General features: G+C 46.0%; 16 protein-coding genes. 12 read left to right on the forward strand and 4 right to left on the reverse strand.

Annotated elements, in window-relative coordinates:
* Positions 1-14 precede the first annotated feature (14 nt).
* Positions 15-635 carry a DUF4903 family protein gene (locus FHS60_RS03910; protein WP_009347162.1) on the reverse strand — a complete coding sequence of 207 codons (621 nt, stop codon included), beginning with the start codon at positions 633-635 and terminating at the stop codon, positions 15-17.
* A 988-nt stretch (positions 636-1,623) separates the two neighbouring features.
* On the opposite strand from FHS60_RS03910, the gene FHS60_RS03915 reads away from it, so the two are divergent.
* From FHS60_RS03915 to FHS60_RS03970, 12 genes are all read left to right on the forward strand, one after another.
* Positions 1,624-2,763, forward strand: coding sequence for a glycoside hydrolase family 88/105 protein (locus tag FHS60_RS03915; protein ID WP_183695736.1), 1,140 nt, complete (start codon positions 1,624-1,626; stop codon positions 2,761-2,763).
* A gap of 117 nt (positions 2,764-2,880) precedes the next feature.
* Complete coding sequence (locus tag FHS60_RS03920; RefSeq protein WP_183695295.1) at positions 2,881-4,035, forward strand: DUF4861 family protein; 1,155 nt, start codon at positions 2,881-2,883, stop codon at positions 4,033-4,035.
* Between the two features lie 582 nt (positions 4,036-4,617).
* On the forward strand, positions 4,618-4,857 hold the full coding sequence (locus tag FHS60_RS03925; protein ID WP_183695298.1) for a hypothetical protein: 240 nt from the start codon (positions 4,618-4,620) through the stop codon (positions 4,855-4,857).
* 97 nt (positions 4,858-4,954) lie between these two features.
* Positions 4,955-6,565: a hypothetical protein gene (locus FHS60_RS03930; protein ID WP_183695301.1), complete on the forward strand. Its 1,611-nt coding sequence runs from the start codon at positions 4,955-4,957 to the stop codon at positions 6,563-6,565.
* Positions 6,566-7,266: 701 nt separating this feature from the next.
* Entirely contained in the window at positions 7,267-10,284 is a 3,018-nt protein-coding gene (locus FHS60_RS03935; RefSeq protein WP_221189639.1) for a SusC/RagA family TonB-linked outer membrane protein, read from the forward strand.
* Positions 10,281-11,687, forward strand: a complete 1,407-nt coding sequence (locus FHS60_RS03940) for a RagB/SusD family nutrient uptake outer membrane protein (protein WP_183695308.1) — start codon at positions 10,281-10,283, stop codon at positions 11,685-11,687. The genes FHS60_RS03935 and FHS60_RS03940 overlap by 4 nt, the downstream gene beginning before the upstream one ends.
* 20 nt (positions 11,688-11,707) lie before the next feature.
* Positions 11,708-12,400: a DUF4843 domain-containing protein gene (locus FHS60_RS03945; RefSeq protein WP_183695311.1), complete on the forward strand. Its 693-nt coding sequence runs from the start codon at positions 11,708-11,710 to the stop codon at positions 12,398-12,400.
* 61 nt (positions 12,401-12,461) lie between these two features.
* Positions 12,462-13,988, forward strand: a complete 1,527-nt coding sequence (locus tag FHS60_RS03950; protein WP_183695314.1) for a hypothetical protein — start codon at positions 12,462-12,464, stop codon at positions 13,986-13,988.
* A gap of 40 nt (positions 13,989-14,028) precedes the next feature.
* Positions 14,029-15,420 carry a leucine-rich repeat domain-containing protein gene (locus FHS60_RS03955; RefSeq protein ID WP_244957426.1) on the forward strand — a complete coding sequence of 464 codons (1,392 nt, stop codon included), beginning with the start codon at positions 14,029-14,031 and terminating at the stop codon, positions 15,418-15,420.
* A 28-nt stretch (positions 15,421-15,448) separates the two neighbouring features.
* Positions 15,449-16,081 (forward strand): hypothetical protein, encoded by a 633-nt coding sequence (locus FHS60_RS03960; RefSeq protein WP_183695320.1) that lies wholly within the window; start codon positions 15,449-15,451, stop codon positions 16,079-16,081.
* A 679-nt stretch (positions 16,082-16,760) separates the two neighbouring features.
* Positions 16,761-16,991: a hypothetical protein gene (locus FHS60_RS03965; RefSeq protein WP_183695324.1), complete on the forward strand. Its 231-nt coding sequence runs from the start codon at positions 16,761-16,763 to the stop codon at positions 16,989-16,991.
* A gap of 68 nt (positions 16,992-17,059) precedes the next feature.
* The gene (locus FHS60_RS03970; RefSeq protein ID WP_183695327.1) at positions 17,060-18,688 is read left to right on the forward strand and encodes a hypothetical protein; all 1,629 of its coding nucleotides are present in this window, start codon (positions 17,060-17,062) and stop codon (positions 18,686-18,688) included.
* A 961-nt stretch (positions 18,689-19,649) separates the two neighbouring features.
* Here the strand turns inward: FHS60_RS03970 and hutI are convergent.
* The 3 genes from hutI to FHS60_RS03985 are packed head-to-tail and all read right to left on the reverse strand — an operon-like array spanning position 19,650 to position 24,412.
* A complete protein-coding gene (gene hutI / locus FHS60_RS03975) occupies positions 19,650-20,867 on the reverse strand; it encodes an imidazolonepropionase (protein ID WP_183695331.1) in 1,218 nt (405 codons plus the stop codon).
* 1 nt (position 20,868) lies between these two features.
* Positions 20,869-22,380 carry a histidine ammonia-lyase gene (hutH, locus tag FHS60_RS03980; RefSeq protein ID WP_183695334.1) on the reverse strand — a complete coding sequence of 504 codons (1,512 nt, stop codon included), beginning with the start codon at positions 22,378-22,380 and terminating at the stop codon, positions 20,869-20,871.
* Between the two features lie 22 nt (positions 22,381-22,402).
* Positions 22,403-24,412: a urocanate hydratase gene (locus FHS60_RS03985; protein WP_183695738.1), complete on the reverse strand. Its 2,010-nt coding sequence runs from the start codon at positions 24,410-24,412 to the stop codon at positions 22,403-22,405.
* Between the last annotated feature and the right edge of the window lie 106 nt (positions 24,413-24,518).

Below are 24,518 nucleotides of genomic sequence, written 5' to 3' on the forward strand. Positions count from 1 at the left end.
TTTTCTTTAGCTTCTTACAAGCCGTGTTCTTTCTTATAGGCTTCGAGTTCTTCTTCGAACTTCTTAAATTCCGCCTCATAGTTGTTGGTGCGGCTCTTATCAACAATTTGCAAGAAACACTCGGAGCTCACGTTCATCATATTGAAATCAATGATAAAGTTAATCTCATGTGTCTTGACATTATAGAAGCCTTTCACTGAACTGCCTTTCGATACGGGATTCTTTGTTTCGTTGTTGATAAGAAGCTGGCCGTCAACTCCTTGAAACTTTACCCAGCCATCTCCCTTGTACTCATTCTTTTCCCAAGAAGTGAGCTGCATAATTTTCGCATCGCAAGCAAAAGTGATGACAAGGGGCATTTGTCCCACTGTAAATTCATCTAACCGAATGGTAAAGATGTTCTTGTTTGGTTTATTCCAGCTGAAGTTAACCTTTGTGGGGCATCCTTTGGGGAGTAAGGTTTTATTTACTCCGTTCATCAAAACGCGTGTGTTGAGTACGAAATCTCCATTTAAGAAGTTTTTTGTCTCAGTCACCAATGCTTCTGCAGCATCTTTCTTCTCTAAGTTCTCATCAGAAGAACAGGAGGCGAGTAACATGAAGAAGCCGAAAATAAGTAGATACTTGATATTCATCAAAATATAGTTTTTTTTAAATGTTTCATTAGGATTCAGCACAATGTTGTTAGCATTGATGGTGACGTTGCCAGGCATACGCCCCAGTTTGAACGCATCGATATGGAGATTGATGGAAGAGCTGGATTGACTTACTTTCGTTGTGAAATCCTTTGCGTCTATTTTTTCCTCTCCGTTCATGTAGATGCGTGTGAATGGACCTAAATGATTGCCACTGACAACCTATTGTGCTGATATAGTTAGAGCCATGCTGAAAAACAACACAACCATAAGTATGAACCGTCTTATCATGCAGAATTTCTTAGAGAATCTAAGTTTTAATAATTCATTATCTTTTATCAGTGGATTAAATTAGTGCAAAATTGAGGAGATTTTAAGAGATACTAAATACCCTCTAATGGGGATTTTGAACTAATAAAACAGGTAAAACTGTGGAGGATGCCTCAAAAGTGTTCTTCTAAATGTTGTATCCTTATTTATGAGGAGGCCGTGTAGTAAGGCTTTTGCCGCTATTTTAATGAGAAAAAGCAAAGAGTACCCCTAAAAGTGTAATATTTCTTTTAGGGTGAAGTTTGAAATGAAAAAGGTTTGTCGGAAGCTTTCATGAATAAAAGGAGAATATGGGAATAGAAAGTTAAAAATGGAAATGATTTTTTGCAGCTTTTGGGGTGATAAAAATCTTGAGAGAAGAATCTCTTATTGTTAATGCGAATAATAAGGCGTCAGAAAACATGGGATTTTATAAATTTGCACCAGCACTGATATTCGTACCTGCTCCTTGTCGACAAATTCCTATGAACGGCATTTTATGGAAGGACGATATTGGAATCGAAGCAGTTGACCGATAACCACCACTTGTGGATTCTGGTTCGATTTGGGTATAGTGTTCTCTTATTGCGTAAATAAAATAACATGATAAAAAGTAATAATGAATAAAATAGCAATGAATAAAATAGCAATGAATAAAATAGCAATGAATAAAATAGCAATGAAGAAAGTATGTCTGTTTCTTTTATTAGCGATAGTGGCGTTCCCTTCGTCTGCAAAGACGTGGACAACCGATCAAGTGAAGGAGCTAATAAATCGTGTAAATACCTACTGGCAGCAGAACCATAAAGCTGAGGTGCGTGCGCATTGGCATCATGCTGCTTACCATACGGGAAACATGGAGGCGTATAAAGTGTTGAAAGATGAAAAGCAACTTGATTACAGTCGCCGTTGGGCTTACTATAATAATTGGAGTGGAGCAACTGAGGCTGATCCGCGCCGTTGGAAGTATGCCACTTATGGTGAGGGCAAAGAGTTTGTGCTTTTCGGCGATTGGCAGATATGTTTCCAAACATATATCGATCTGTATAATCTTGCGCTTGCCAGTGGTGGCACTGATGCCGACAATTATTTCATGGTGAAGCGTGCAAAGGAAGTGATGCACTATGAAGCTTATTCCAAGAACGATGACTACTGGTGGTGGTGTGATGCTCTGTATATGGTGATGCCGGTAATGACAAAAATGTACCAGCTCACGGGGGATACAAAATACCTCGACAAACTTTACGAGAATCTACTTTATTCTGATCGTATCATGTTCGACGAAGAAACGGGATTGTATTTCCGAGATGCTCGTTATGTATATCCGAAGCACAAGAGCATCAATGGGAAAAAGGATTTTTGGGCTCGTGGCGATGGTTGGGTACTTGCCGGACTTGCTAAGGTTCTACAAGATATGCCGAAGGATTATAAGCATTATCAGTTCTTTGTTGATAAGTTCTGTCGTCTTGCCAACACCGTGGCAAAGACACAGCAAAAGGATGGCTATTGGACTCGTTCTATGCTGGATCCCGATCATGCGCCTGGAGCAGAAACAAGCGGTACAGCATTCTTTGCGTATGGTATACTATGGGGTGTAAACAACGGTTATCTTGCAAAGAAGGACTATAAGAAATGTATCGATAGAGCATGGCAATATCTATCAGAAACAGCCGTGCAGGCCGATGGCAAGGTGGGCTATGTGCAGCCTATTGGTGAGCGTGCAATTTCCGGACAGATTGTTGATGCAGACTCACAAGCAAATTTTGGTGTGGGAGCTATGTTGTTAGCTGCTTGTGAGTATTACAGGTATATTAAGTAGCGCGGTATTCTTTTACAAATGTTGCCGTCTAAAATGGATATGAAAAAGTTCTCTACAAAAAGGATAGTATTTCTTCTTATTTTTCTGCACATCTCTCTTGCGGCCTTTTCCAAAGTCATGCTTTCTGTTAGAAACACGTCGGATGTCCAACGCCATGAGATTGTAGCATTTGATGCTTCTAAGGTGTGTAAGTTATTGAGCGTGGAGGGGATTGAGCAGATAGTTGTAAAGGACTCATACGATCAGCAGCTTCCCCGTCAATTTACCCACGACGGTAAGTTGCTTGTAGAGGTCTCGGTTCGTCCCCATGGCGAAGCTCGCTTTGTTGTAGAAACAGGCGTACCAAAGGCCTTTCGTCGTTATGTCGATAGTTATTTATCGCATTGGCGTGCAGACGATGTAGCATGGGAAAACGACCTTTGTATTTACCGTGCCTATGGACCATTGCTGCAGCGCAGCGGAGAGAAGGCTTTCGGTTTTGATGTGTGGGTGAAGTCAACTGAAGAACTGGACGCCCGCCGTCGCTACCAACTACATCGTGAGGCTTGCGAGGAGCGTGATCAGTTGCGGCGTAAAGGACAGAAAGTAGCAGCAAATGCGGCTTATAATAGTAAGTCATACCATATAGATCACGGTCGCGGGTTGGATTGTTACAAAGTTGGGCCGAGTCTTGGTTGCGGAGCACCTGCCGTTATGATTGGAGATAGTATTGTCATGCCGTGGGCATACAAGGAGTATAAGGTTTTGGACAATGGGCCGCTTCGTGTCACTTTCGAACTTGAATATCCCAAAGTGATTATTGATGGGCAAGAAGTGGTGGAGCATCGAGTGATAACGCTCGATAAAGGTTCACGTTTCAACCGCATCTTGGTATGGTACGATGGTTTTAATCGCCCTATGACTGCTGTTAGTGGAGTTGTTGTACATACTGACAATACTGCCGACCTCATTTTCAATAAGAATTATATAGCATATTGCGATCCCACCGACTCGCCCGAACGCCACAACTTCCAGATATATGTTGCTACGATATATCCCGAAGGCATTGATACGACTCGACTCATTCGTGATGCAGGGCATAAGAAAAACGGTATCGTTGGCAATGCTGTCGGAATAAAGAACGGAATAAAGAGTGGTGAACTTTGGACCTATTGGTTTGGTGCATCATGGTGCAGGATGGGGACAGCCAATCAAGCTGAATGGCTTCAGCAAATCCAAACTTTCATCGATAATCAGAAAGCCCCATTGCAAACAGATGTTATAGAAATATAAGAGGTTCATCCTCGAATTGCGTTGGTATTTTTCTTTACTCATAAATACCAGTGCAATTCGGGGATGAATCTGTATTCTTATATACTCTCTTTTTATATTTTTGTGTTTTTATTTGGCCTTTCCGAAAAACTTTCTGTATTTTTGCGGCTGGCTATAACAACCATTGAATGAACGTATTAGAGAATTATAAGAATTTGCATCATCTTTCTTTATCCGCTAAAGATACATATATAGAGCTGTGGGATGTAAGCTTTTCTGCGAAAAAAGTGTTGAATTATTTGGCAGTTTCAAATAATTTTATACTCTCTCTCTCTCTCTCTCTCTCTCTCTCTCTCTCTCTCTCTCTGTATAGTATATTATAATATAGGCGTACTTCCGCTTATATTCTCTTCATTTAGTATTTTCTATATTACAGCTCGCGGCAGAAGCTCGCGGGCAATTATAGGCAAAGGACTCTCAAGAGTTTCCTCTGCTTATTTTTTTTGTATCCCCAAGCAAGGTGATATAAGAACGTAATAATAGTATTTTTCGCAAAAATCATTCAGAACTAACTAGTAAAATATCAAGTTTAATTTTTTTATTATGAACAAAGGACAAATAGCAAAACTGAGCTACACCAAGCCCGAGTCCTATGTGCTGCATATTAGCACAGAGATGCAGCCGCTCTGCGGTTCATTCCAAGGTGGTCATAATGGTTCTACTTCAGGAGGCGATCTCGGCGATAGTGGCAACAATGGTCACAATAGCGGTGAGTCGGGCGGTTCTATGGGCGACACTCGGAGAGAATGGAATCAGTCTAGCAGTTTCAGTTTGTGGGATTAAGCATCCGCTCTTTCTCTTTCTTTGAGTGTAGAATAGAGATAAAACGAGCATGCGTAAAAAAACTTTAGTAAACCAAAATAATAAACAAATAGAGACAATGAAAGTAAACAAAATCTATCTAAACCTCCTCACTGTAGGAATGCTGTCCTTTATGGCAGGTTGTGCTGGAGATGAAAACATTGATCACACAGAAGGAAAAGAAACAGATAATTCTTCAGAGCTGACTGCTTTTTCCTGTGTATCTTCCAATCGCTTAATGAAGTATGCTCCGCGTACCTCTATGGGTGGTCACCAATATCTCACGGGAAGCGACTTCTACTGGGAACCAGGAGATCAAATCTATGTAAAGGACGATAACAATGCGCTGCAGAAAAGCACTATGACCAATATCTCTGCTACTCAACCCACGGCGCGCTTCCAAGTGCCTGGTGCATATACGGCTCAAAACAGCTATGAAGTGTATTACACCGGTGCATCAGCAGGTGCTACTTCTGACAAGGTGGTCATCTCAACAACTCAGACTCAGACCGCCCCTAACACAGCTAAACATATAGGCGGAGTGGGCGACTGCGGCACATCTACTGCAACTCGTGTGGGCGACCATTTTGAGTTTATGCTCAACCACAAGGCCGCTTATCTCTGCTTCCTGCCCCGCGTTACGAACGCTGAACTTGGTAAGAATATCTATCTGACAAAGATTGTAGTGAAGTCGGACAATGCCATTGCAGGCGACTATACCCTCTCAATGGGCGGCCTTTCATCAGCCCCTACGGCTAATGCTGCTAATGAAATCACCCTTACCACGCTGGGGACAGGTATGGTAAATGGTCCTTGGGACATAACGAGAAACATCTACACACAAGTATCTGCACCGGGTTTCCCTTTGTCTAACACCATTACGAATTTAGCAACGAACGCCGCCTATATGGTTATAGCTCCAGGTACGCACTCGCTCACTGTGGACTATTACATCAAGGATCCAGTGACCAATGTAGAGGGAGTCATCACCAAGACCCTGCCCGTAGGCAAGAACTACGAGGCCAACAAGGTGTACGATGTGACCGCCAATCTCACGCCAAAGGATTACAGCGACAGGAAGTATTACATGTGGGACGCACAGCAGGAATATTGGTATGGTGTAAGTGACTATCCGACAGTGATAGATCAGTCAAATTCAAACTATGCTCAGAACAATTCCGACCCTCGCTGGTACAATGGGGTGAATGACGCTGGCGCAACACAGGCTTCTCACTCTTGTCAGGCTTGTCCTAATGTAAATGAAGCATTTTGGTATATCATGCAAGGTGATCCACACTGGGATGGCGAAACATTATGGAGTATGATGTCTCATCTATACAAAGGAGGAATATGGCTTAAAAAGAAAACTGAAATTTCTGGATTTAATGCAGAATCCTACACTGATCCAACGTCTGGCGTAGCAATTGATTATCGAAGAACCCACATGTCTTATGTTAATACGCCAATTTCGGGCAAACCTGTCAATATAACTCACTATTTTTATCTTCCAGCTTTAGGCTCTAACTTTAATGGAACGCTCTACAATGTAGGTGTAACCAGCAATTATTGGTTATCGAGTCCACAATCCTCAGATGTCGTGCACGCCTATAATATGTATTTTATTCATAACCATATTCATGTAGATGGGTTCTACCGCTACAATGGCTACCCACTCTGGACAGGAGAATAAATCCTAAATAACGTGAATTCGTCGAACTCACGTTATATTATGTTCTAATAGAATTGTCCTCTCCGCAGTACCTTTAAGTCGGTATTGCGGATTTTTGTTGGCAAGCGTCGCACTGCAATCGTTGAATCACTCCTACCAGTAAAAACTCAATTTTTGTTGTCACGCCGTCACGGCTGCGTAAACAGTCTGATAAATAGGTAGTTAAGTGTGTGACAACATTTTTTGTTGTCACACTGTTGTCACGGGGGCAATCCATACATTTTCAGTTAGTTATGCTCAAAGTGTGACAACGTGACGACGTGACAACGAAAAAACAAACTCTGGGGAGGAGTGTGTTTTCTCTTAATTGCGGTCTTATTTGTTGCGCTCACAAATACAATAAGGGCGCGGGCTGACGCAATAAGGATGTCAGCTGACAGCCTTATTGTATTTTTAAACGCTATAAGGATATTTGCGGATGGGCAGGTAGTGCTTGTTCTTCTCCTCCAGAAGCTTTTAAGCATTTTAATTGTTCAGATGTGAAAAAATAAAATATAAATATTTTTGTTTCATTCTGCTGATTCGTTCACGATGCTGAGTGCCAGCTGTCCGGAATAGCTGTTGTGCTGTATTTGTTACTTTATGAAATACCCACTTGAGGGTATTGTCCTATTTTCGGAATTGTGCCTCCTTTGCACCGCAAAATAACCCAAACTTAGGTGATGATAATATCTCGTTGCTTTTTTCAAAGTAGCCTTTATATACTTGTCTTATTTTTTTTCTGTTTGCCGCTTTCAGCCCAAAAGGGTATGGTAAGCGGCGTGGTGCATGCTGACGACGGAACGCCTTTGGAGCATGTTTCTATAAAAGCTACAGATGGCAAAAAGGTGTTGGCTACCACACAGTCCGATGCAAAAGGCCTTTTCACTATCAAGTTGCCTGCAACGGCTGTTGAACTTTCTGCTCAGTTGCTGGGGTACAAAGCTGCAGTGCTGAAAGTGTCGGAAAGTCGTACTACTTATCATTTTGTTCTCAACGAACAGGCGGAAAAGATAAGCGAGGCAGTTGTTACGGGGTATGTAAACAAGCGAAAAGAAAGTTATACGGGGGCGAGTTTTGTTATAGACCATGAGACGCTCATCAGGCAGACAAATACGAACCTGCTGGATATGATCAAGAACAATACTCCGGGTTTTGAACTGATACCCAATAATGAATATGGTGCAGACCCCAACCATATTCCCGATATGGTTTTGCGTGGGCGCAGTAGTTTTGTGGAGGGCGATCGTACTAATTTGCCGTTGTTTATTCTCGATGGAGTGGAAACAGATGTGCGCGTGATCTTTAGTTTGCAGCCTGCGTCGATTAAGCAAGTTTCGGTGTTGAAAGATGCCGCTGCTACTGCATATTACGGTTCTAAAGCGGCCAATGGTGTGGTTGTGATTACTTCGATGCCCACAAAAGCTGGCCGGTTGCAGGTTGATTACGATGGGCGTTACCAACTGTCGGTTGCGGACCTTTCGGCTTACCGTCTGCTCAATGCCGCAGAAAAATTGGAATACGAGCGTATGGCAGGTATTTATGGCGACTTGAAAGGCAGTAGTCAAACCGACTTGGAGCGACAGAAAGTGTATTACGAAAAACTGGATCGTGTGAAAGCGGGCGTGAATACCAATTGGTTGCGTATGCCACTACGTACAGGCGTAACACATCAGCATAACCTGTCGTTCATGGGCGGTAGTGATATTTTTCGTTATCGACTCATGGGAGGCTATAGTGGCACTAACGGACTGATGCAAAAGAGCAATCGACATACGGCATCATTGTATGTCAATCTGGTGTACGGAGACTGGACACGGCTTTTCATCCAATATACGGGTAGAGTGGAAAGCGCCTTGACCGACGATGTGCCTTACGGTAGTTTCAGTAACTATGCGCTGCTTAATCCTTATGATGCCCCCTATACCGCAGCAGGGGTATTAAACAACGAACTTTCTTTTGGAAAGCCCAATCCCCTTTATGAGAAAAGTTTGAGCAGCTATATCAATAGTAGCGCTCGCACCATGAGCAATAGTCTGCGCCTGCGATGGAACATTGGTGGCGGATTGCGCATAGAGGGCACGGCAGCATTGACCAGTACACAAACCGATGATGAGAGCTTTTTCTCGCCGTTGTCGCAACGCTTTCTGTATGTGGAAAAGCAAAAGCGGGGGAGTTTCGACATCTTGCACAGTCGTCATGCCGATATATCGTCCAGTATTTTTGCCGTATGGAATAAAGCATTGGGTAAGTATGGGCAGCACCTGCTCAATCTTACGTTGGGAGCAAACGTTCAAGCCATAGAGCAAAAATCTGATGGATTCATTGCAACCGGACTGTTGTCCGACAAGGTGGATCATGCTTCCATGGCGAAATCTTTTGCCGAAGGGTCTACTCCGCAAGGTAACCGAGATCGTGCACGCATGTTGGGCGGCTATATCAATGCGCAGTACGTCTATGATAACCGCTATTTTATAGACGCTTCTTTTCGTCGTGAAGGATCTTCTAAATTTGGTGCACAGCAGAAATATGCTCCTTTCGGAATGTTGGGCATAGGTTGGAACGTGCACAAAGAAGGCTTCATGAATCATGGCGTTGTAACGCTACTCAAAATTAGAGCCAGCGCAGGCATTGTGGGCAACGTGAATTTCCATTCTTATCAAGCAAGGCAGGCATATAGCTATCGTTCGGATTTGATTTACAACAACCAGATAGGAGCTGTACCAACGGCATTGGCAAATACCCATCTGAGATGGGAACGCACCTTGAAGCGTAATGCAGGCGTCGACTTTGCGCTATTTGACGATCGTGTAAGCGGAAGCTTCGATGCTTACCTAAACACCACCAACGATTTGGTGATGACTGTTGCCAAACCTGCTCACACAGGTTTTTTGAATGGCAAAGAAAACTTGGGGCAGATACGCAATGCAGGTGTTGAACTCTCGCTTAGAGGGCGCGTTTTTAGCGGCAGACCGTTAGGCTTGAATGTTTACCTTACGATGAGCCACAACCGTAACCGAATAGTGAAGATAAGCGACTATCTGCGCAATCGCAATGCCGACAACGTGAAGCAGGGAAACAGTCGTTTGCCCGTTCCTCTTTATGCGGAAGGCGAATCGCTCACGGCTCTCAAAGTGATGCGCTCTGCGGGTATCAACCCAGCCAATGGTAGAGAGGTGTTTATCAAAAGAAATGGTGAATATACTTACACTTATGACTATAATGAGCGACAAGTGGTGGGCGATACCTCGCCAAGGGTACAAGGCACATGGGGCTTTTCGGCAACCTGGAAAGATTTTTCGCTTACAGCTGCGTTCAACTACCGATTAGGTGCAACATTATATAATAGTACGCTTGCCACAAAAGTGGAAGGGGCAGATCCTCTCACCAACGTAGATAGGCGTGTTTTTTACAGTCGTTGGCGGGAACCAGGCAATGCGGCACTTTTTAAGCACATTGCCTTGCGTGAGGCAACACCACCAACATCGAGATTTGTTGCCAAAGAATATGTGCTGGAGGGTACATCGTTGATGCTGGCATATCAAGTTCCGAGCAACCTTTGTCGCGTATGCCGCGTTGCAGATGCGCGCATCTCGCTTTCTACGGGGCAGTTTTTTTATCTATCCACCATCAAGCGTGAGCGCGGACTTGCCTATCCTTTCGCACATGTTTTTGAAATAGGACTGAATGTAAAGATATGAGAAATATAATAGTCACTTTATTGTTGCCGCTTGTTCTTACAACAACAATGTTGCAAGGATGCGGATTTGTGGATATAGACACGCCCGGACAAATAGACGGAAAGAAAATGTATGCCGACGAACAAGGTTTCGAGGACGTACTTACAGGAATATATGCAACATTGGCAAAGCCAAATCTTTACGGCCGCCAATTGTCGTTCGGATTTGTTGACGAGATTGCGCAGTTGTATTATAACGACCACGAGGCAGCACTCACTACGCTGACAAAAACTTACGACTTGCAATATCGCGACACTGACGTAAGGAAGCAAATAGATCGTATTTGGGAATCGGCGTTCTTTGCAGTGTATACCATAAACGACTTGCTTCAACAAGCCGAGGGGAAACATTTTGCGCATTTAGATACTTATAAAGGTGAGGCGTTGGCTTTGCGAGCTATGCTACATTTCGATATGTTGCGTTTGTTTGCTCCGAACTATTCTCGTCCTCACGAACTTTCCATTCCCTATGTTACCAAAACAAGTACGCAACCTTCGCCACGACTCACCGTCGACGAATGCTACCAGCACATACTTGCCGACCTAAATAAAGCCGATAGTTTGTTAGCATCATCGTCAGCCAAGCGCACACCTGCTGAAATGTATGTCAGTCGTTATGCGATAAAGGCTCTTAAAGCAAGAGTATATATTTGGGCAGGAAACAAGAGCGAAGCTGCTAAGTACGCCAAAGAGGTGACGGAAGGGCCTTACCGGATGGTGAAAGAAGAGAAAGTGTTGCAACTCTTTATGGGGTATGCTGCCACGAGTGAATGTGTTTGGGTGCTCAATGCACCAAAAGCCTATCTTGATGTTCGGCAAGCGTTCTATCCAGCGCGTAGTACCGCCACTTGTAATATGGTGCGAAATAATTACAAACGTCTGTTCAGTACGTCTACTTTTACCCCAACCAACAACGATTATCGTTTTCAGGCATACTTCACACAGACTAATTGGGGGCGGCCAATTGTGGCTTTCACCAAGCTGTACGACAAAAACTATGAAGAGACGCAAGAGTGGCAGGCGGGCAGAATACCTGGAATAAACATGATACGATTACCCGAGATGTATTATATCCTGGCTGAAGCATTGTACGATACCGACCGCAACGCTTCTCTCGAAGCGCTCAACACCGTGATTACCGCTCGCGGATTGCAGCCTCTTTCATTTTCAGATATTGATACACCAGAAAATTTCCGCCAAGTGCTTGTGGATGAAATAAAGAAAGAATACTGGGGAGAAGGACATATCTTCTTTACTTACAAGCGGTTCGAAATGCCGATGGAGGGGCTCAACAGTAAAGTGTTTGAGCCAAACGATGCAACTTACATACTGCCTCTGCCTGCGAGTGAAGAAAATAAAGACTGAAAAAGAAAATACGAATCGCAATGAAAAAAGCATACACTATAATGTGGCATTTATGCCTGTACGCGATGTTGGCATTGAATGTTTGTTCGTGCACGCAGGATGAAAGTTTTTCGTTTCGAGGCGCATCGGGAATCAGTTTTGAACGTGCTTCTTATCGTCTCGCCATGGGCAGTTTACCCTATTCCGTTGCCGATACGGTGATACGCATACCCTTAACAGCAGTTGGTTCGGCGAGTACATCACCAAGAAGCTATCGTTTGAAGGTGATAGATACGGTAACAACAGCAAAAGCAGGTGTGCATTTCCAGCCATTCTCCACCGAGCGGATATTACCTGCTGGCGCAACAAGCGACACGCTCCGCATAAACATTCTTCGGAGAAATCTGAACGAAGATAGCTTTTATGTGTTGGCAATAGGCATCAGCGAAAAGACCGAATTGCCTCCCATCATTGCCGAGCTGTCAAAGATGCAACTCGTTTTTGATAATCGCCTCGATATGCCGACATGGTGGGCAGAACTGGCATATTGGTTGGGCGAATATGACAAGAAGAAGTATCAAAAGTTTATCGAGTGGAACGGTTCTCCTGTCACTCAAAAAGAGATGAATGAGCGCAAATACGAATACCTGCGCATTTTCAAAAAAGTGAAGGCGTATTTTGAGGCTCATCCGCAGGAGGGCGTCAACTTCCCCGATGTGCATTGGGAGGTGTAATTCCAAACTTAGAATCAAAATAGAAGACGTGTGAAATATAATTCAAAATAACAATATAAAAATGAAGAAAATTTACAATTTCCTTTATGCCTTGCCGCTTCTAATAGCACTTTTCGCGGCATGTAGCGATAAAGAACCTAACAATGTCGAAACTCCTACTGCAAAACTTGTTGCTGTGACGGGAATAGAAAAAGCATACAGCATAAAGCAGAATGCGCATTTGAAGCTTAAGCCAGTGCTTAACTTCTCGGAAGGAACAAAGCAGACAACCACCTATGAATGGATTATTGACAACAACAAGGTGAGCACGGCAGATTCTCTTGATTATGAATGTACTGTATTGGGCAAACATACGGGTACGCTGAAGGTTATTGCCGAAGATCAAACGGCTAAGTTTGCCGACTTTACATTTTATGTATATTCTGGCTACGACCAAGGCTTACTACTCTTTACCGAGGGAAAAGACGGCGCCATGCTTGCGTACAAATCTCTCGACGTACAAGAAGCACCTGCTGTGCGCAATGTTTTTGCAGAGAGCAACCCAACGCTTTCGTTAGGTAAAACGCCATTAGCACTTTGCTGGACAGGCGAGTGTATCACCAACCCGAATAATATTGACGATACGGGAGGTCTTGAAGTCATCGTAAGTACCGATTCTCCGCGACGCATCTATGCTTTGAATGCCAGTACGATGAGCGTGTTAAGCAAGATTGACTACGACGGAACGGCAACCGATTTTTCACCGAATCACGCCTTTGTACCTTTCGGTATGCAAAACCGACTTTGGGGCGCAGAGGGCGGAAGTGTTTATTTCACCGGCAACGGGAAAGATTATCTTATGACACCCGAGCGTCGTTTTGTTGTGGGGAAACGTCGTCATCAGCTGCCCGCAGGTGCAAAAATTGCTGACCTCTCTTGCAGTTTGATAACCAACCCCATGGATATGCTTCGCGTTTATTTCGACACTGCGTCTAAGCATCTTGTATATATTGGCGGCATACGTGGTATGGTAGAGGGAAAAGTAAGTTGCCCTGTTACGCCGATGGTACTGTTGGCGTGCGATGGTAGTTACGCTGAAGCAAATGCTGATAACCGTTACGAGCCTAAACATGCGCTGCTTGTAGGCAGCAGAAGTGGTAATGGAGTAACTGTGTACCGTTTTGCCCCTACGGCGAATAAAGCAGAAGAGAGTTTGTTGGGAGAAATAGATGCCACGGGGCATATTCTGCCTACTTCTGCCGTTGGCGTAAATCCTGTGCGCCCATTGCTTTATTATGCCGATCATGCGGGCAATATCTATGTTATGAACTACGAGGGAAAGAGTTTCTCTTCAACTCCTTACGTCAGTCTTGGTCAGCAATACAATGTAAAAGCAATTGTCTTTAATCCGTATAATCCCAATCGCATGTATGTGGCTGCCGAAGACTCAAAGGCTGAACCAACGGCGTGTGCGTCGATATTCATTGTTGATGTTAGCAACAAATCGGTAGCAAAGGTGCTTTATAAAGAAGATCGTGTAGGGGGTAAGATACACCGACTCATATATAAGGGTAACGGCAAAGAGAACCGGGAAGCCACACACGACTGATGAACCAAAGAAAAAAATGATCAAATTTAATTTTATAAAAATGAAAAAAACTTTACTTTTTTCAATGTTGTTTGCTGCTTCGGCAGTCTTTACTTCTGCTTTTGCAGGAGAAAGAGCAACAACATTCTATCCTCTTCAAACTCTGATGGCGGCAAACAAAACGCCAACGCCTATACCGAACGGAGTGAAGATAGAAAACAATGTCGTGGTGTCATGGCCCGCTGCACTTATTCCTGAGGACCGACAAATCGTTCTGCCAGAAGGTATCGTGGGGATTGGCTATCAAGCATTTGCCGAAACTCCGTTGCGCAACATCGTTCTTCCCTCTACGTTGCGCACCATTAGCAAAGAGGCTTTCTTTGCTTCTGCGCTTCAGGCGATTGTCATACCTGAGGGCGTAGAAACATTGGGCGAAGCGGCTTTCTCCAACTGCCATTCGTTGATTGCTGCTTCTTTGCCGTCGACCATCAAAAACATGGGCAATAATATGTTTATGTATTGCGGAAAACTTAACAATGTGCAACTCAAAGAGGGGCTTACCGCCATTGGCGAAAGTGCGTTCTTCAAATGTACGGCATTAGCAAATATCGCTCTGCCGAAATCGTTGGAGAGCATTGGCGACGGAGCATTTAATGGCTGCTCTGCTTTGGAAGAGATTACCATTCCCAATGGCGTTACCGAGATTGGAAACAATGTTTTTGACGAATGTAGTTTTTTGCAAAAGGTAAACTTCCCCGCAAGCGTGACAAAAATTGGGCGTTCTGCCTTCCACAATTGTGTAGGTTTGTCCAATGTTTCTCTTCCTGAAGGATTAAAGACAATCGACGGACTGGCATTCTATGGTTGTACTTCGCTCTTCGAAATCACAACTCCTGAAGGTCTGGAATTGCTGGGAGCTTCGGCTTTTGAAGACTGCACCTCACTTGCTTCCGTTACGTTGCGTAAGGGTTTCACCGTTCTCAATCAAAAGGCTTTCAAAGGTTGCAAAGCTCTGCAACAGATAACGCTGCCCGAAGGCGTTGAAGAACTGAAGCCTTTTGTCTTCCAAAATTGTACGGCACTTACAGAGGTAACCTTTCCCTCTACATTGAAAAACATCGGTCTGAATGCTCTTGTGAATTGTTCGAGTCTGTCGAAAGTCACTTGTGATGCCACAACGCCGCCTGCTCTGAAAGGTAATGTGTTCAACAAAACGCCGAACGGAAAGACCTTGGTAGTGCCCGAAAACAGCATCGCGCAATATCAAGCCACTCAGTATTGGGGTGCTCCCAGTTTTGCAACAATTGTAACGGGTATCAATAGCCTTGAACCAGCACAAGATCAAAAGGCAGGTGTATATACATTGCAAGGCGTTCGTTTAGGTACGAAAGCAATATGGCCGTCACTACCAAAGGGCCTTTATGTGGTAGGAAATAAAAAAGTAGTAAAATAATTTATTTAATTTTTTAATATATAAAACAATGAGAAAATATCTACTAACAGCAGTTATCGCGCTCTTAAGTATGGAAAGTTTTGCACAGAGCGTTGCCGTGTTTAATTTTGCAACTAACCCATGGGGGATAGAAACTTCAACAGTGGGTGATGATCCCGAAGTGGGGAAGATTGAAGATGGTAAGATCCTCGAGCAAGATGGCATCAAACTTTCTTGTCAAAAAATAAGCGCAAGGTATTGGAACCGCATAATGGACGATAAGTTCAAATGGTACACAAACAACACCGTGAGTTTTACTGCTCCGGAGAATGTGGTGATAACAAAAATCGTGTTCAAATGTCTTTCATATCAATGCGACTTAGAAGAGATTACGCAGACCGGTGGCGTTTATAAATGTGACGACGAAGACAGTGAAAAGCAATTTTCATGGACGGGACGTGCTGCAATGGTGATGTTTAAGGCTACAAAGACCTCTACGTTTAAGAGTATAGAGGTTACTTATGAGCCCGAAACAACAACTTCCATTGCCGCTCTCAAGACGAAGAAGGCACAAGGTAAATATATATATACCTTGCAAGGAAAGCGCTTAGGCACGTCAGATTTGCTCCCATCGCTGCCGTCAGGTATCTATATCGTTAACGGGAAAAAGATCATAAAATAAAGAAGTTGTGTTTTTGTTGTCACGTCATCACAGAGAACCAGAATTGTTTGATATACTAAGTTCTTATATGACGTGACAACGTTCTTTTGGGGTTCATCCCCGAATTGTGTTGATATTTATGAGTAAAGACAATACCAGCGCAATTCGGGGATGAATCTATATTCTTCTATACGCTCGTTATATATTTTTGTATTTTTATTTGGCCTTTCCGAAAAACTTTCTGTATTTTTGCGGCTGGCTATAACTACCATTGAATGAACGTATTAGAGAATTATAAGAATTTGCATCATCTTTCTTTATCCGCTAAAGATACATATATAGAGCTGTGGGATGTAAGTTTTTCTGCGAAAAAAGTGTTGAATTATTTGGCAGTTTCAAATATTTTTATACTCTCTCTCTCTCTCTCTCTCTCTCTCTCTCTCTCTCTCTCTGTATAGTATATAGTATAGGCGTACTTCCGCTTATATTCTTTATCTTTCATTTTTCTATATTAAAGCTCGCGAGAAAAGCTCGCAGAGTAATTATAGGCAAAAGGACCATTCTACAGTTCTTTTGCCCGACTCTCTATATCTTTTATTTAGTTTTTTCTGTTCGGAAGCAGCAGAGATGAATATCAATTTTAGGTTTTAGGATAGGAAAAGACTATAGAAAATTCAATTAACAATATACCCCAAAAAACATGAACAAGAATCAATTAAGAAGACGGGCATACCTGCCGCCCACAACGTGTGCTATAGCCACGAGCTGTGAAGGTAGGCCTCTTTGCGGTTCCTTCGAAGGTGGCCATAATGGTGGCACTTCTGGAGGCGATCTCGGCGATAGTGGCGATAATGGCCACAATGGCGGTGAGTCTGGCGGCTCTATGGGCGACACCCGGAAAGAATGGATCAATTCCAGTTTGTGGGATTGAGAATCCTCCTTTTTGTAAAGAGTAACAAAGTAATAATCCGAAACGTAAGAAATTAAGAACGAACGACAATGAAAACAAAAATCTATCTAAACATTCTCGCCGCAGGCATGTTAGCCTTTATGGCAAGCTGTGCTGGTGATGAAAACATCGACCGCAATAAAGGAAAAGAAACAGATAATTCTTCAGCGCTGACCTCTTTTTCCAGTGTGTCTCCCAATCGCTTAGTGAAGTATACTCCGCGTACCTCTATGGGTGGTCACGATTATCTTGCAGGTAGTCGTTTCTATTGGGAACCAGGTGATAACATCTATGTAAAGGACGACAACAATGCTTTGCAGAAGAGCAGTACGAGCAATATCTCTGCAACTCAACCCAGGGCACGCTTCCAAGTGCCAGGTGCATATACGGCTCAAAACACCTACGAGGTGTATTACACCGGTGCTGCAGCAGGTGCTACATCTGATAAGGTGATTATCTCAACATCTCAGACCCAGACCTCTCCCAACACCGCCAAACATATAGGTGGGGTGGGCGACTGCGGCACATCTACTGCTACTCGTGTGGGCGACCATTTCGAGTTTATGCTCAACCACAAGGCCGCCTATCTCTGCTTCCTGCCCCGCGTTACAAATGCTGAGCTTGGTAAGAATATCTATCTGACAAAGATTGTTGTGAAGTCGGATAATGCCATTGCAGGCGACTATACCCTCTCAATGTCCGGTCTTTCCTCTGCGCCTACGGCTAATGCTGCTACTGAAATCACCCTTACCACGCTGGGAACAGGTATGGTAAATGGTCCTTGGCATGACAGCAGCAACTCCTATGTACAGGTTCCTGCACCGGGTTTCCCCTTGTCTACCACCATTACGAAATTAGCAACGAACGCTGCCTATATGGTCATTGCTCCTGGTACGCATTCACTTACTGTTGACTACTATATCAAAGATCCCGTGACCCAAGTTGAAGGAGCTATTACTAAAACCTTGCCCGTTAACCAACTGTTTGAGGCAAACAAGGTGTATGATATTACTGCGAATCTCACACCTACAGACTATGATGATAAATATTATATGTGGGATTCACCCCAGCATTATTGGCAAGGCTATGAGCAATATCAACCCAAAGTACATAGGCAGATTGATATTACACATTATCCTAAAGTCTCTACCGATCCCCGTTGGTTTACCCCAAGACTTGCTCCTGATTATGCACATAATCCGCATATGATGCATTGTCCTAATGTGAATTCAATCTTATGGTATATCCAAAACGGCGACCCACACTGGGATAATAAAACCTTGTGGAGCACAATGGGACATCTCTATTGTAAAGGTATATGGATGAAAAAAAGCACTAATATACCTGGATATGACTGGGAAAAAGCTCCTGATGGGCAGGATTGGCGAATTGTGCAATATCCTACTGTTGTTGGAAATCTATCGAATGTCCCCCTTACTGATAGCGAAAAGGACTCTTATTTCTATCTGCCTTGTTTAGGTCGTTATATGCATGGAGAACTCGTTGTGGGCGACTATGGTTTGTATTGGTCTAATACTGCAGGATTAGCAGATCCTATTGCTGACGGAGGATATTGGTTCCCAAGCCTTTATTTCTATGAGAATTACATAACGCTACATTATGATAATGGTACTCGAGCACAAAAAATATGGAGGGAAGATATGGTTCCTACAAAATAAAATTTACCTCACTGTTTTTTCTGTATTTGTGATTTTCTCTCGCTTTTCTCCTATAAATGAGAGAGCATAAATACAAAATAATCTTGTAGGGGTATGCCGAACAAAAAGCTATAAAAATTGTTCGGCGTACCCCTATAATTAAAGCTTAAAGGGAAAAAGATACTCACGCCTCCGGCGGAGGCGCACCATGCTTAACCGCGGGTGATGCCCGCGCGGCGCGAGGGTGAACCCGTGGATAGGGAGGACATCACCAACTTCCGACGCCGGCGGCGTCGCACTGCAAGCGTTGAGGGAATAAAGAGATGTGTGGGCGGGAGTGGATGTTGTGCGACACCTTTGGTGTCGGAGGTTGGGGCAGCCTCTCTCTCCACGGGTTCACCCTTCGGGCATCACCCGCGGTTACGCATGGTGTGTCCCCTCCGGGGACAGTGGGTGAGCATGCGAGAAGTTCTCCCTTTGCTGCTCTCTCGCCCCCCTCGTCAAAAGTTTGTGTGTAGGTCTGTGCCCAACTCCACTTACTGAGTTGCTGTTTCTTCACCCCGCGGTTACGCATGGTGTGTCCCCGCCGGGGACAGTGGATAGAAACTGTTGCTTCTATTATCACTCCTACCAGTAAAAAATCGAATTTTGTTGTCACGTTGTCACGGCGGAGTAAACGCGCTGATAAACAGATGCTTGCGGGCGTGACAACAAAATATTTGTTGTCACACCGTTGTCACGCCTGCAATCCATACATTTTCAGTTAGTTATGCCTGAAGTGTGACAACGTGACGATGTGACAACAGAAAAACAAACTCTGGAGAGGAGAGTGTTTTCTCTTAGTTATGGCCTTATTTGTCGCCTTCACAAATACAATAAGGGCGTGGGCTGACGTAATAAGGATGTCAGCTGACAGCCTTATTGTATTTTCAAACGCTATAAGGATATTTGCGGGAGGGGCAGAGGGAGTACTTGCTCTTCCTTAGAGAATGACTTCTCGGACGAGGTTGGAGGTGTAGGCGTAGGGGAGATAAGCCAGCGAGGGGGCATTGATGAGCTGAAGAGCTGCCCGCTTGCCGCGGGTGATGCTGCCGTGAGTTTGGCTGAGCCCCATGGCGTAGGCGGCGTTGATGGTGGCGGCGTTGATGGCCTCTTCCGGAAGTAGGCGTTGCTTGATGCAAGCCAAGGAGAGGATAAACTTCATGCTGCCCGAAGGCGTTGAACCGGGATTCCAATCGGTGGCGAGTGCCACGGGGAGGCCTGCGTCGATGAGTTTGCGAGCGGGAGCGTAGGGCATATTGAGGAAAAAGGACGTGCCGGGGAGCAGCGTGGGCATGACATCGGACTGCTGAAGGAGCGGAATGGCGCTGTCGGGCATTCGCTCCAGATGGTCGACGGAGAGAGCGTTGTGCTCTACTGCCACGGCGATACCTCCCGAAGCGGCCAACTCTTCGGCGTGAATCTTGGGGCGCAAACCATAGTGAGCACCTGCCTTGAGTATGCGCGCTGTTTCCTCGGGCGTGAAGAAACCTTCGTCGCAGAAAACATCGATAAAGTCGGCCAAACCCTCTCGTCCCACTTCAGGAATCATCTCATTGATGACGAGGTCGACATATTCGCTCTGTCGGCCCTGATAAGCGCGCCCAACGGCGTGTGCACCAAGGAAGGTGGCGCGGATTTCGAGGGGGGAAGTTTCCCGCAGGCGGCGGATGACGCGCAGCATCTTGAGCTCGTCTGCCGTGTTGAGTCCGTAACCGCTTTTGATTTCTACGCTGCCCGTTCCGCCCGTGCGCATCTCGCTGAGTCGCTGTTGAGCCTGAAGGAAGAGTTCTTCCTCCGTTTGCTCGTGTAAGCGGTCGGCCGAATTGAGAATACCTCCACCGCGACGGGCTATTTCCTCATAGCTAAGGCCGCGTATCTTGTCCTCAAATTCTTGTTCGCGACTGCCAGCATACACTATGTGAGTGTGCGGGTCACAATAGGAGGGCATGACGATACCGCCCTGGGCGTCGATGGATGTGTATTCGCCGTCAGCAGGCACGGGAGAGCCATCGCCGAAGTCTTTTATCAATCCATCTTCAATCAGTAGCCACGCATGGCGGAGCGTTTGGATGGAACGCATTTCCTCGCCGACCAATTTTTCTTTGCCCGAAGGCAAGATGCCGGCGAGGATGCCTATTTTATGAATCAGTGTTTTCATTTCAGAGAGTAGGGTTGGTATCGGGCAAAGTCTGGGTTTGGAGGAACTCAACCGACTTGGCAATGTAGGGATACATCACGACATCGTCGCTGATAAATGGAACCACCTGTCGATAGTTCGCCACGAGGCGTTCGAGCGCGGGAGACGTCTGTTCGGGGCGGCGGAATTCGAGCGCTTGCGCCGCGTTGAAGAGTTCGATTGCCAAAACGCGCTCCGTATTGTTTAAAACGGTGTAGAGCTTCGTTCCGGCATTCGCTCCCATACTGACATGGTCTTCTTGTCCCTGCGAGGTCGGGATGCTATCGGCAGAAGCCGGCATACACAAACCTTTGCTTTGGCTCACAATGGAGGCTGCCGTGTACTGCGTTATCATGAAACCGCTATTTACTCCTGGATTGGCAACGAGGAAACTGGGCAATCCGCGTGTTCCCGACACCAATTTATAGGTGCGGCGTTCGGAGATATTAGCCAGTTCGGACATGGCCAGTGTCAGGAAGTCCATGGGGAGGGCGATAGGCTCTCCGTGGAAGTTTCCAGCGGAGATAACGAGGTCTTCGTCAGGGCAAACGGTCGGGTTGTCCGTGGCGGCGTTGATTTCAGTGTCGAGAACGTGTTCTACATACTGGAGGGTGTCCTTCACCGTTCCGTGTACTTGCGGAATGCAGCGGAACGAATAGGGATCTTGCACGTGTGTTTTGGCTTTTCTGATGATCTGGCTACCAGCAAGAAGTTGGGAGATGCGAGCAGCCGTATCGAGTTGGCCTTTGTGTGGTCTCACCGCATGAACAGCATGGTAGAACGCTTCTATCCGCCCATTGTAGGCATCAAGCGACAACGCCGCGATGCAATCCGCCCATTGGCTTAGCTGTTTTGCCTTTATGAGAGCCCAGCAGCCGAACGCCGCCATATTCTGCGTACCATTGAGAAGCGCGAGTCCCTCCTTTGAAGCCAAGGCGATGGGTTCCCAATGCTTCAGTTGCAGCAGTTCAGCACCGCTCATCTGCCGTCCCTCAAACTCTACTTCGCCCAAACCCACGAGCGGCAGGCAGAGATGCGCCAGCGGAACGAGGTCGCCCGATGCACCCACCGAACCTTGCATATAGGCAATCGGACAAACGCCTGCATTGAAGAAGTCGATGAGGCGCTCCACGGTGACCAACTGACAACCAGAATAGCCGTAGCTGAGGGATTGTATCTTGAGGAGAAGCATGATGCGTACAATGTCGCGCGGCACACGGTCGCCACAGCCGCAGGCATGGCTCATCATGAGGTTTATTTGCAGTTGGGAGAGTTGGTGCTTACTGATGCTGATGTTGCAGAGTGAGCCGAAGCCCGTTGTAACGCCGTAGATAGGAACTTCCGAACGCGCTATTTTCTCGTCCAAATATTTCCGGCAGCGAACGATGCGCTGGCGAGCATCCTCGCTAAGGCGCAACTGATAGTTGTGATATATGATTTCAGCCACTCTCTCCAAGGAGAGATGTTCGGCACTTATTTCGTGAATCTTTTCCATGTTTGTGTTTTTTAGAGTGAGGTTAGAAGAGGGAAGCCGCCTTATCGATGACGGCATCGTCCACAAGGTGCGGCATTGTGACACGGAGTTGTGGCGTGCGCTCCATTTCGCGGCGGATAGCATCCATCGAACCTTTGTTGCGCGCCCAAGCTCGGCGACTGATACCATTGTTCACGTCCCAGAAAAGCATATTGCGAATGTGGCGCGCAGCATCTTCGCTACCGTCCACCACCATGCCGAAACCGCCGTTGATAACTTCGCCCCAACCTACGCCGCCTCCGTTGTGGATGCTCACCCAGGTGGCTCCGCGGAAACTATCGCCAATGACGTTCTGAATAGCCATGTCGGCGCAGAATTGAGAGCCGTCGTAAATGTTGCTTGTTTCGCGGAAGGGAGAGTCTGTTCCCGACACATCGTGATGGTCTCTACCGAGCACTACAGGCCCTCGCAGTTCGCCCCGCTTCACGGCTTCATTGAATGCCAACGCAATCTTCATTCGCCCTTCACTATCGGCGTAGAGAATGCGTGCCTGTGAACCCACCACGAGGTGGTTGCGCCCCGCTTCTTTGATCCATAAAATGTTGTCGTCGAGCTGATTCTGAATGTCGGTAGGTGCTTCGGCGCGCTCAGCTTCCAGCACTTCTGCAGCCAAGCGATCGGTCAGTTCAAGATCGCGCGGGTCGCCCGAAGCGCACACCCAGCGGAATGGGCCGAAACCATAATCGAAGAACATCGGTCCCATAATGTCTTGAACGTAGGAAGGATAGCGGAAACTGCCGTCTGCTTGCAGAATATCGGCTTCAGCGCGTGAAGCTTGCAACAAGAAGGCATTGCCGTAGTCGAAGAAGTACATACCACGCTCCGTCAAGCGGTTGATGGCGTCCACCTGTCGGCGCAATGATGCGTGCACGCATTTGCGGAATTGCTGCGGATTGTCAGCCATCATCTGCTTGCTCTCCTCCAATGTCAGCCCTACGGGGTAGTAACCACCCGCCCAAGGATTGTGGAGCGACGTTTGGTCGGAACCTAAGTTCACTTCAACGCCTTCATCTGCCAAACGTTCCCAGAGATCGACAACATTTCCCACATACGCCATAGATACGACGCGGCGCTCCTCCACAGCTTTGCGAATGGCGGGGATGAGTTCATTGAGCGATGTATGGAGTTCGTCCACCCATCCTTGTTCGTGTCGTTTTTCTGCCGCCTTCGGGTTGATTTCGGCCACAACGCTCACCACGCCAGCAATGTTGCCCGCCTTGGGTTGTGCACCACTCATGCCGCCCAGTCCCGATGAAACGAAAAGCGGCATCTTGTCTTTGCCGCCCATCACTCGGCGCGCTGCGTTGAGCACGGTGATAGTCGTACCGTGTACGATGCCCTGCGGACCGATATACATATATGAGCCAGCCGTCATTTGACCGTACTGACTCACGCCGAGAGCGTTGCTGCGCTCCCAGTCGTCGGGGCGAGAATAGTTGGGGATTACCATACCGTTTGTCACCACTACGCGCGGCGCATCTCGATGGGAGGGGAAGAGTCCCAGCGGGTGACCGGAATACATCACAAGGGTTTGCTCGTCGGTCATCTCACTGAGGTATTTCATCACGAGGCGGTATTGCGCCCAGTTCTGAAAGACAGCACCGTTTCCGCCATAGGTAATCAGCTCGTGAGGGTGTTGAGCCACACGCGGATCGAGGTTGTTCTGAATCATCAGCATGATAGCTGCCGCTTGCTCCGAGCGATGCGGATATTCATTGATGGGGCGAGCATACATAGCGTACTGTGGACGGTAGCGATACATATATATGCGTCCGTATTGCTTGAGTTCTTCCGCAAATTCGGGAGCTAACTGTGCGTGCAGTTCCTCTGGAAAATAGCGGAGAGCGTTGCGCAGCGCCAAGCGTTTCTCCTCGGGGGTGAGGATGTCTTTGCGCTTCGGCGCGTGATTGATGTCGGTGTCGTAAGGAGGTAGCTCCGGCAGTTCGGCAGGGATACCCTGTCGGATGTCAGCCTGAAATTGTTCGAGACTTATATTGTTATCCATGCTTTCCATGTTGTTCTTTTTTGAGGGATAGAAAGAGAGGAGGAAGCGAGGTTTTCAGCGAGGAACTCCCCGCTTCCGTTTGGGATTATTGAAG

This window comes from Alloprevotella rava (genome assembly GCF_014195585.1).
Classification (GTDB): domain Bacteria; phylum Bacteroidota; class Bacteroidia; order Bacteroidales; family Bacteroidaceae; genus Alloprevotella; species Alloprevotella rava.

What these genes read in the sequence shown, in the direction of transcription:
- FHS60_RS03910 (WP_009347162.1), bottom strand. Translation starts at nt 635, where the DNA reads ATGAATATCAAGTATCTACTTATTTTCGGCTTCTTCATGTTACTCGCC.
- FHS60_RS03915 (WP_183695736.1), top strand. Translation starts at nt 1,624, where the DNA reads ATGAAGAAAGTATGTCTGTTTCTTTTATTAGCGATAGTGGCGTTCCCT.
- FHS60_RS03920 (WP_183695295.1), top strand. Translation starts at nt 2,881, where the DNA reads ATGCTTTCTGTTAGAAACACGTCGGATGTCCAACGCCATGAGATTGTA.
- FHS60_RS03925 (WP_183695298.1), top strand. Translation starts at nt 4,618, where the DNA reads ATGAACAAAGGACAAATAGCAAAACTGAGCTACACCAAGCCCGAGTCC.
- FHS60_RS03930 (WP_183695301.1), top strand. Translation starts at nt 4,955, where the DNA reads ATGAAAGTAAACAAAATCTATCTAAACCTCCTCACTGTAGGAATGCTG.
- FHS60_RS03935 (WP_221189639.1), top strand. Translation starts at nt 7,267, where the DNA reads ATGATAATATCTCGTTGCTTTTTTCAAAGTAGCCTTTATATACTTGTC.
- FHS60_RS03940 (WP_183695308.1), top strand. Translation starts at nt 10,281, where the DNA reads ATGAGAAATATAATAGTCACTTTATTGTTGCCGCTTGTTCTTACAACA.
- FHS60_RS03945 (WP_183695311.1), top strand. Translation starts at nt 11,708, where the DNA reads ATGAAAAAAGCATACACTATAATGTGGCATTTATGCCTGTACGCGATG.
- FHS60_RS03950 (WP_183695314.1), top strand. Translation starts at nt 12,462, where the DNA reads ATGAAGAAAATTTACAATTTCCTTTATGCCTTGCCGCTTCTAATAGCA.
- FHS60_RS03955 (WP_244957426.1), top strand. Translation starts at nt 14,029, where the DNA reads ATGAAAAAAACTTTACTTTTTTCAATGTTGTTTGCTGCTTCGGCAGTC.
- FHS60_RS03960 (WP_183695320.1), top strand. Translation starts at nt 15,449, where the DNA reads ATGAGAAAATATCTACTAACAGCAGTTATCGCGCTCTTAAGTATGGAA.
- FHS60_RS03965 (WP_183695324.1), top strand. Translation starts at nt 16,761, where the DNA reads ATGAACAAGAATCAATTAAGAAGACGGGCATACCTGCCGCCCACAACG.
- FHS60_RS03970 (WP_183695327.1), top strand. Translation starts at nt 17,060, where the DNA reads ATGAAAACAAAAATCTATCTAAACATTCTCGCCGCAGGCATGTTAGCC.
- hutI (WP_183695331.1), bottom strand. Translation starts at nt 20,867, where the DNA reads ATGAAAACACTGATTCATAAAATAGGCATCCTCGCCGGCATCTTGCCT.
- hutH (WP_183695334.1), bottom strand. Translation starts at nt 22,380, where the DNA reads ATGGAAAAGATTCACGAAATAAGTGCCGAACATCTCTCCTTGGAGAGA.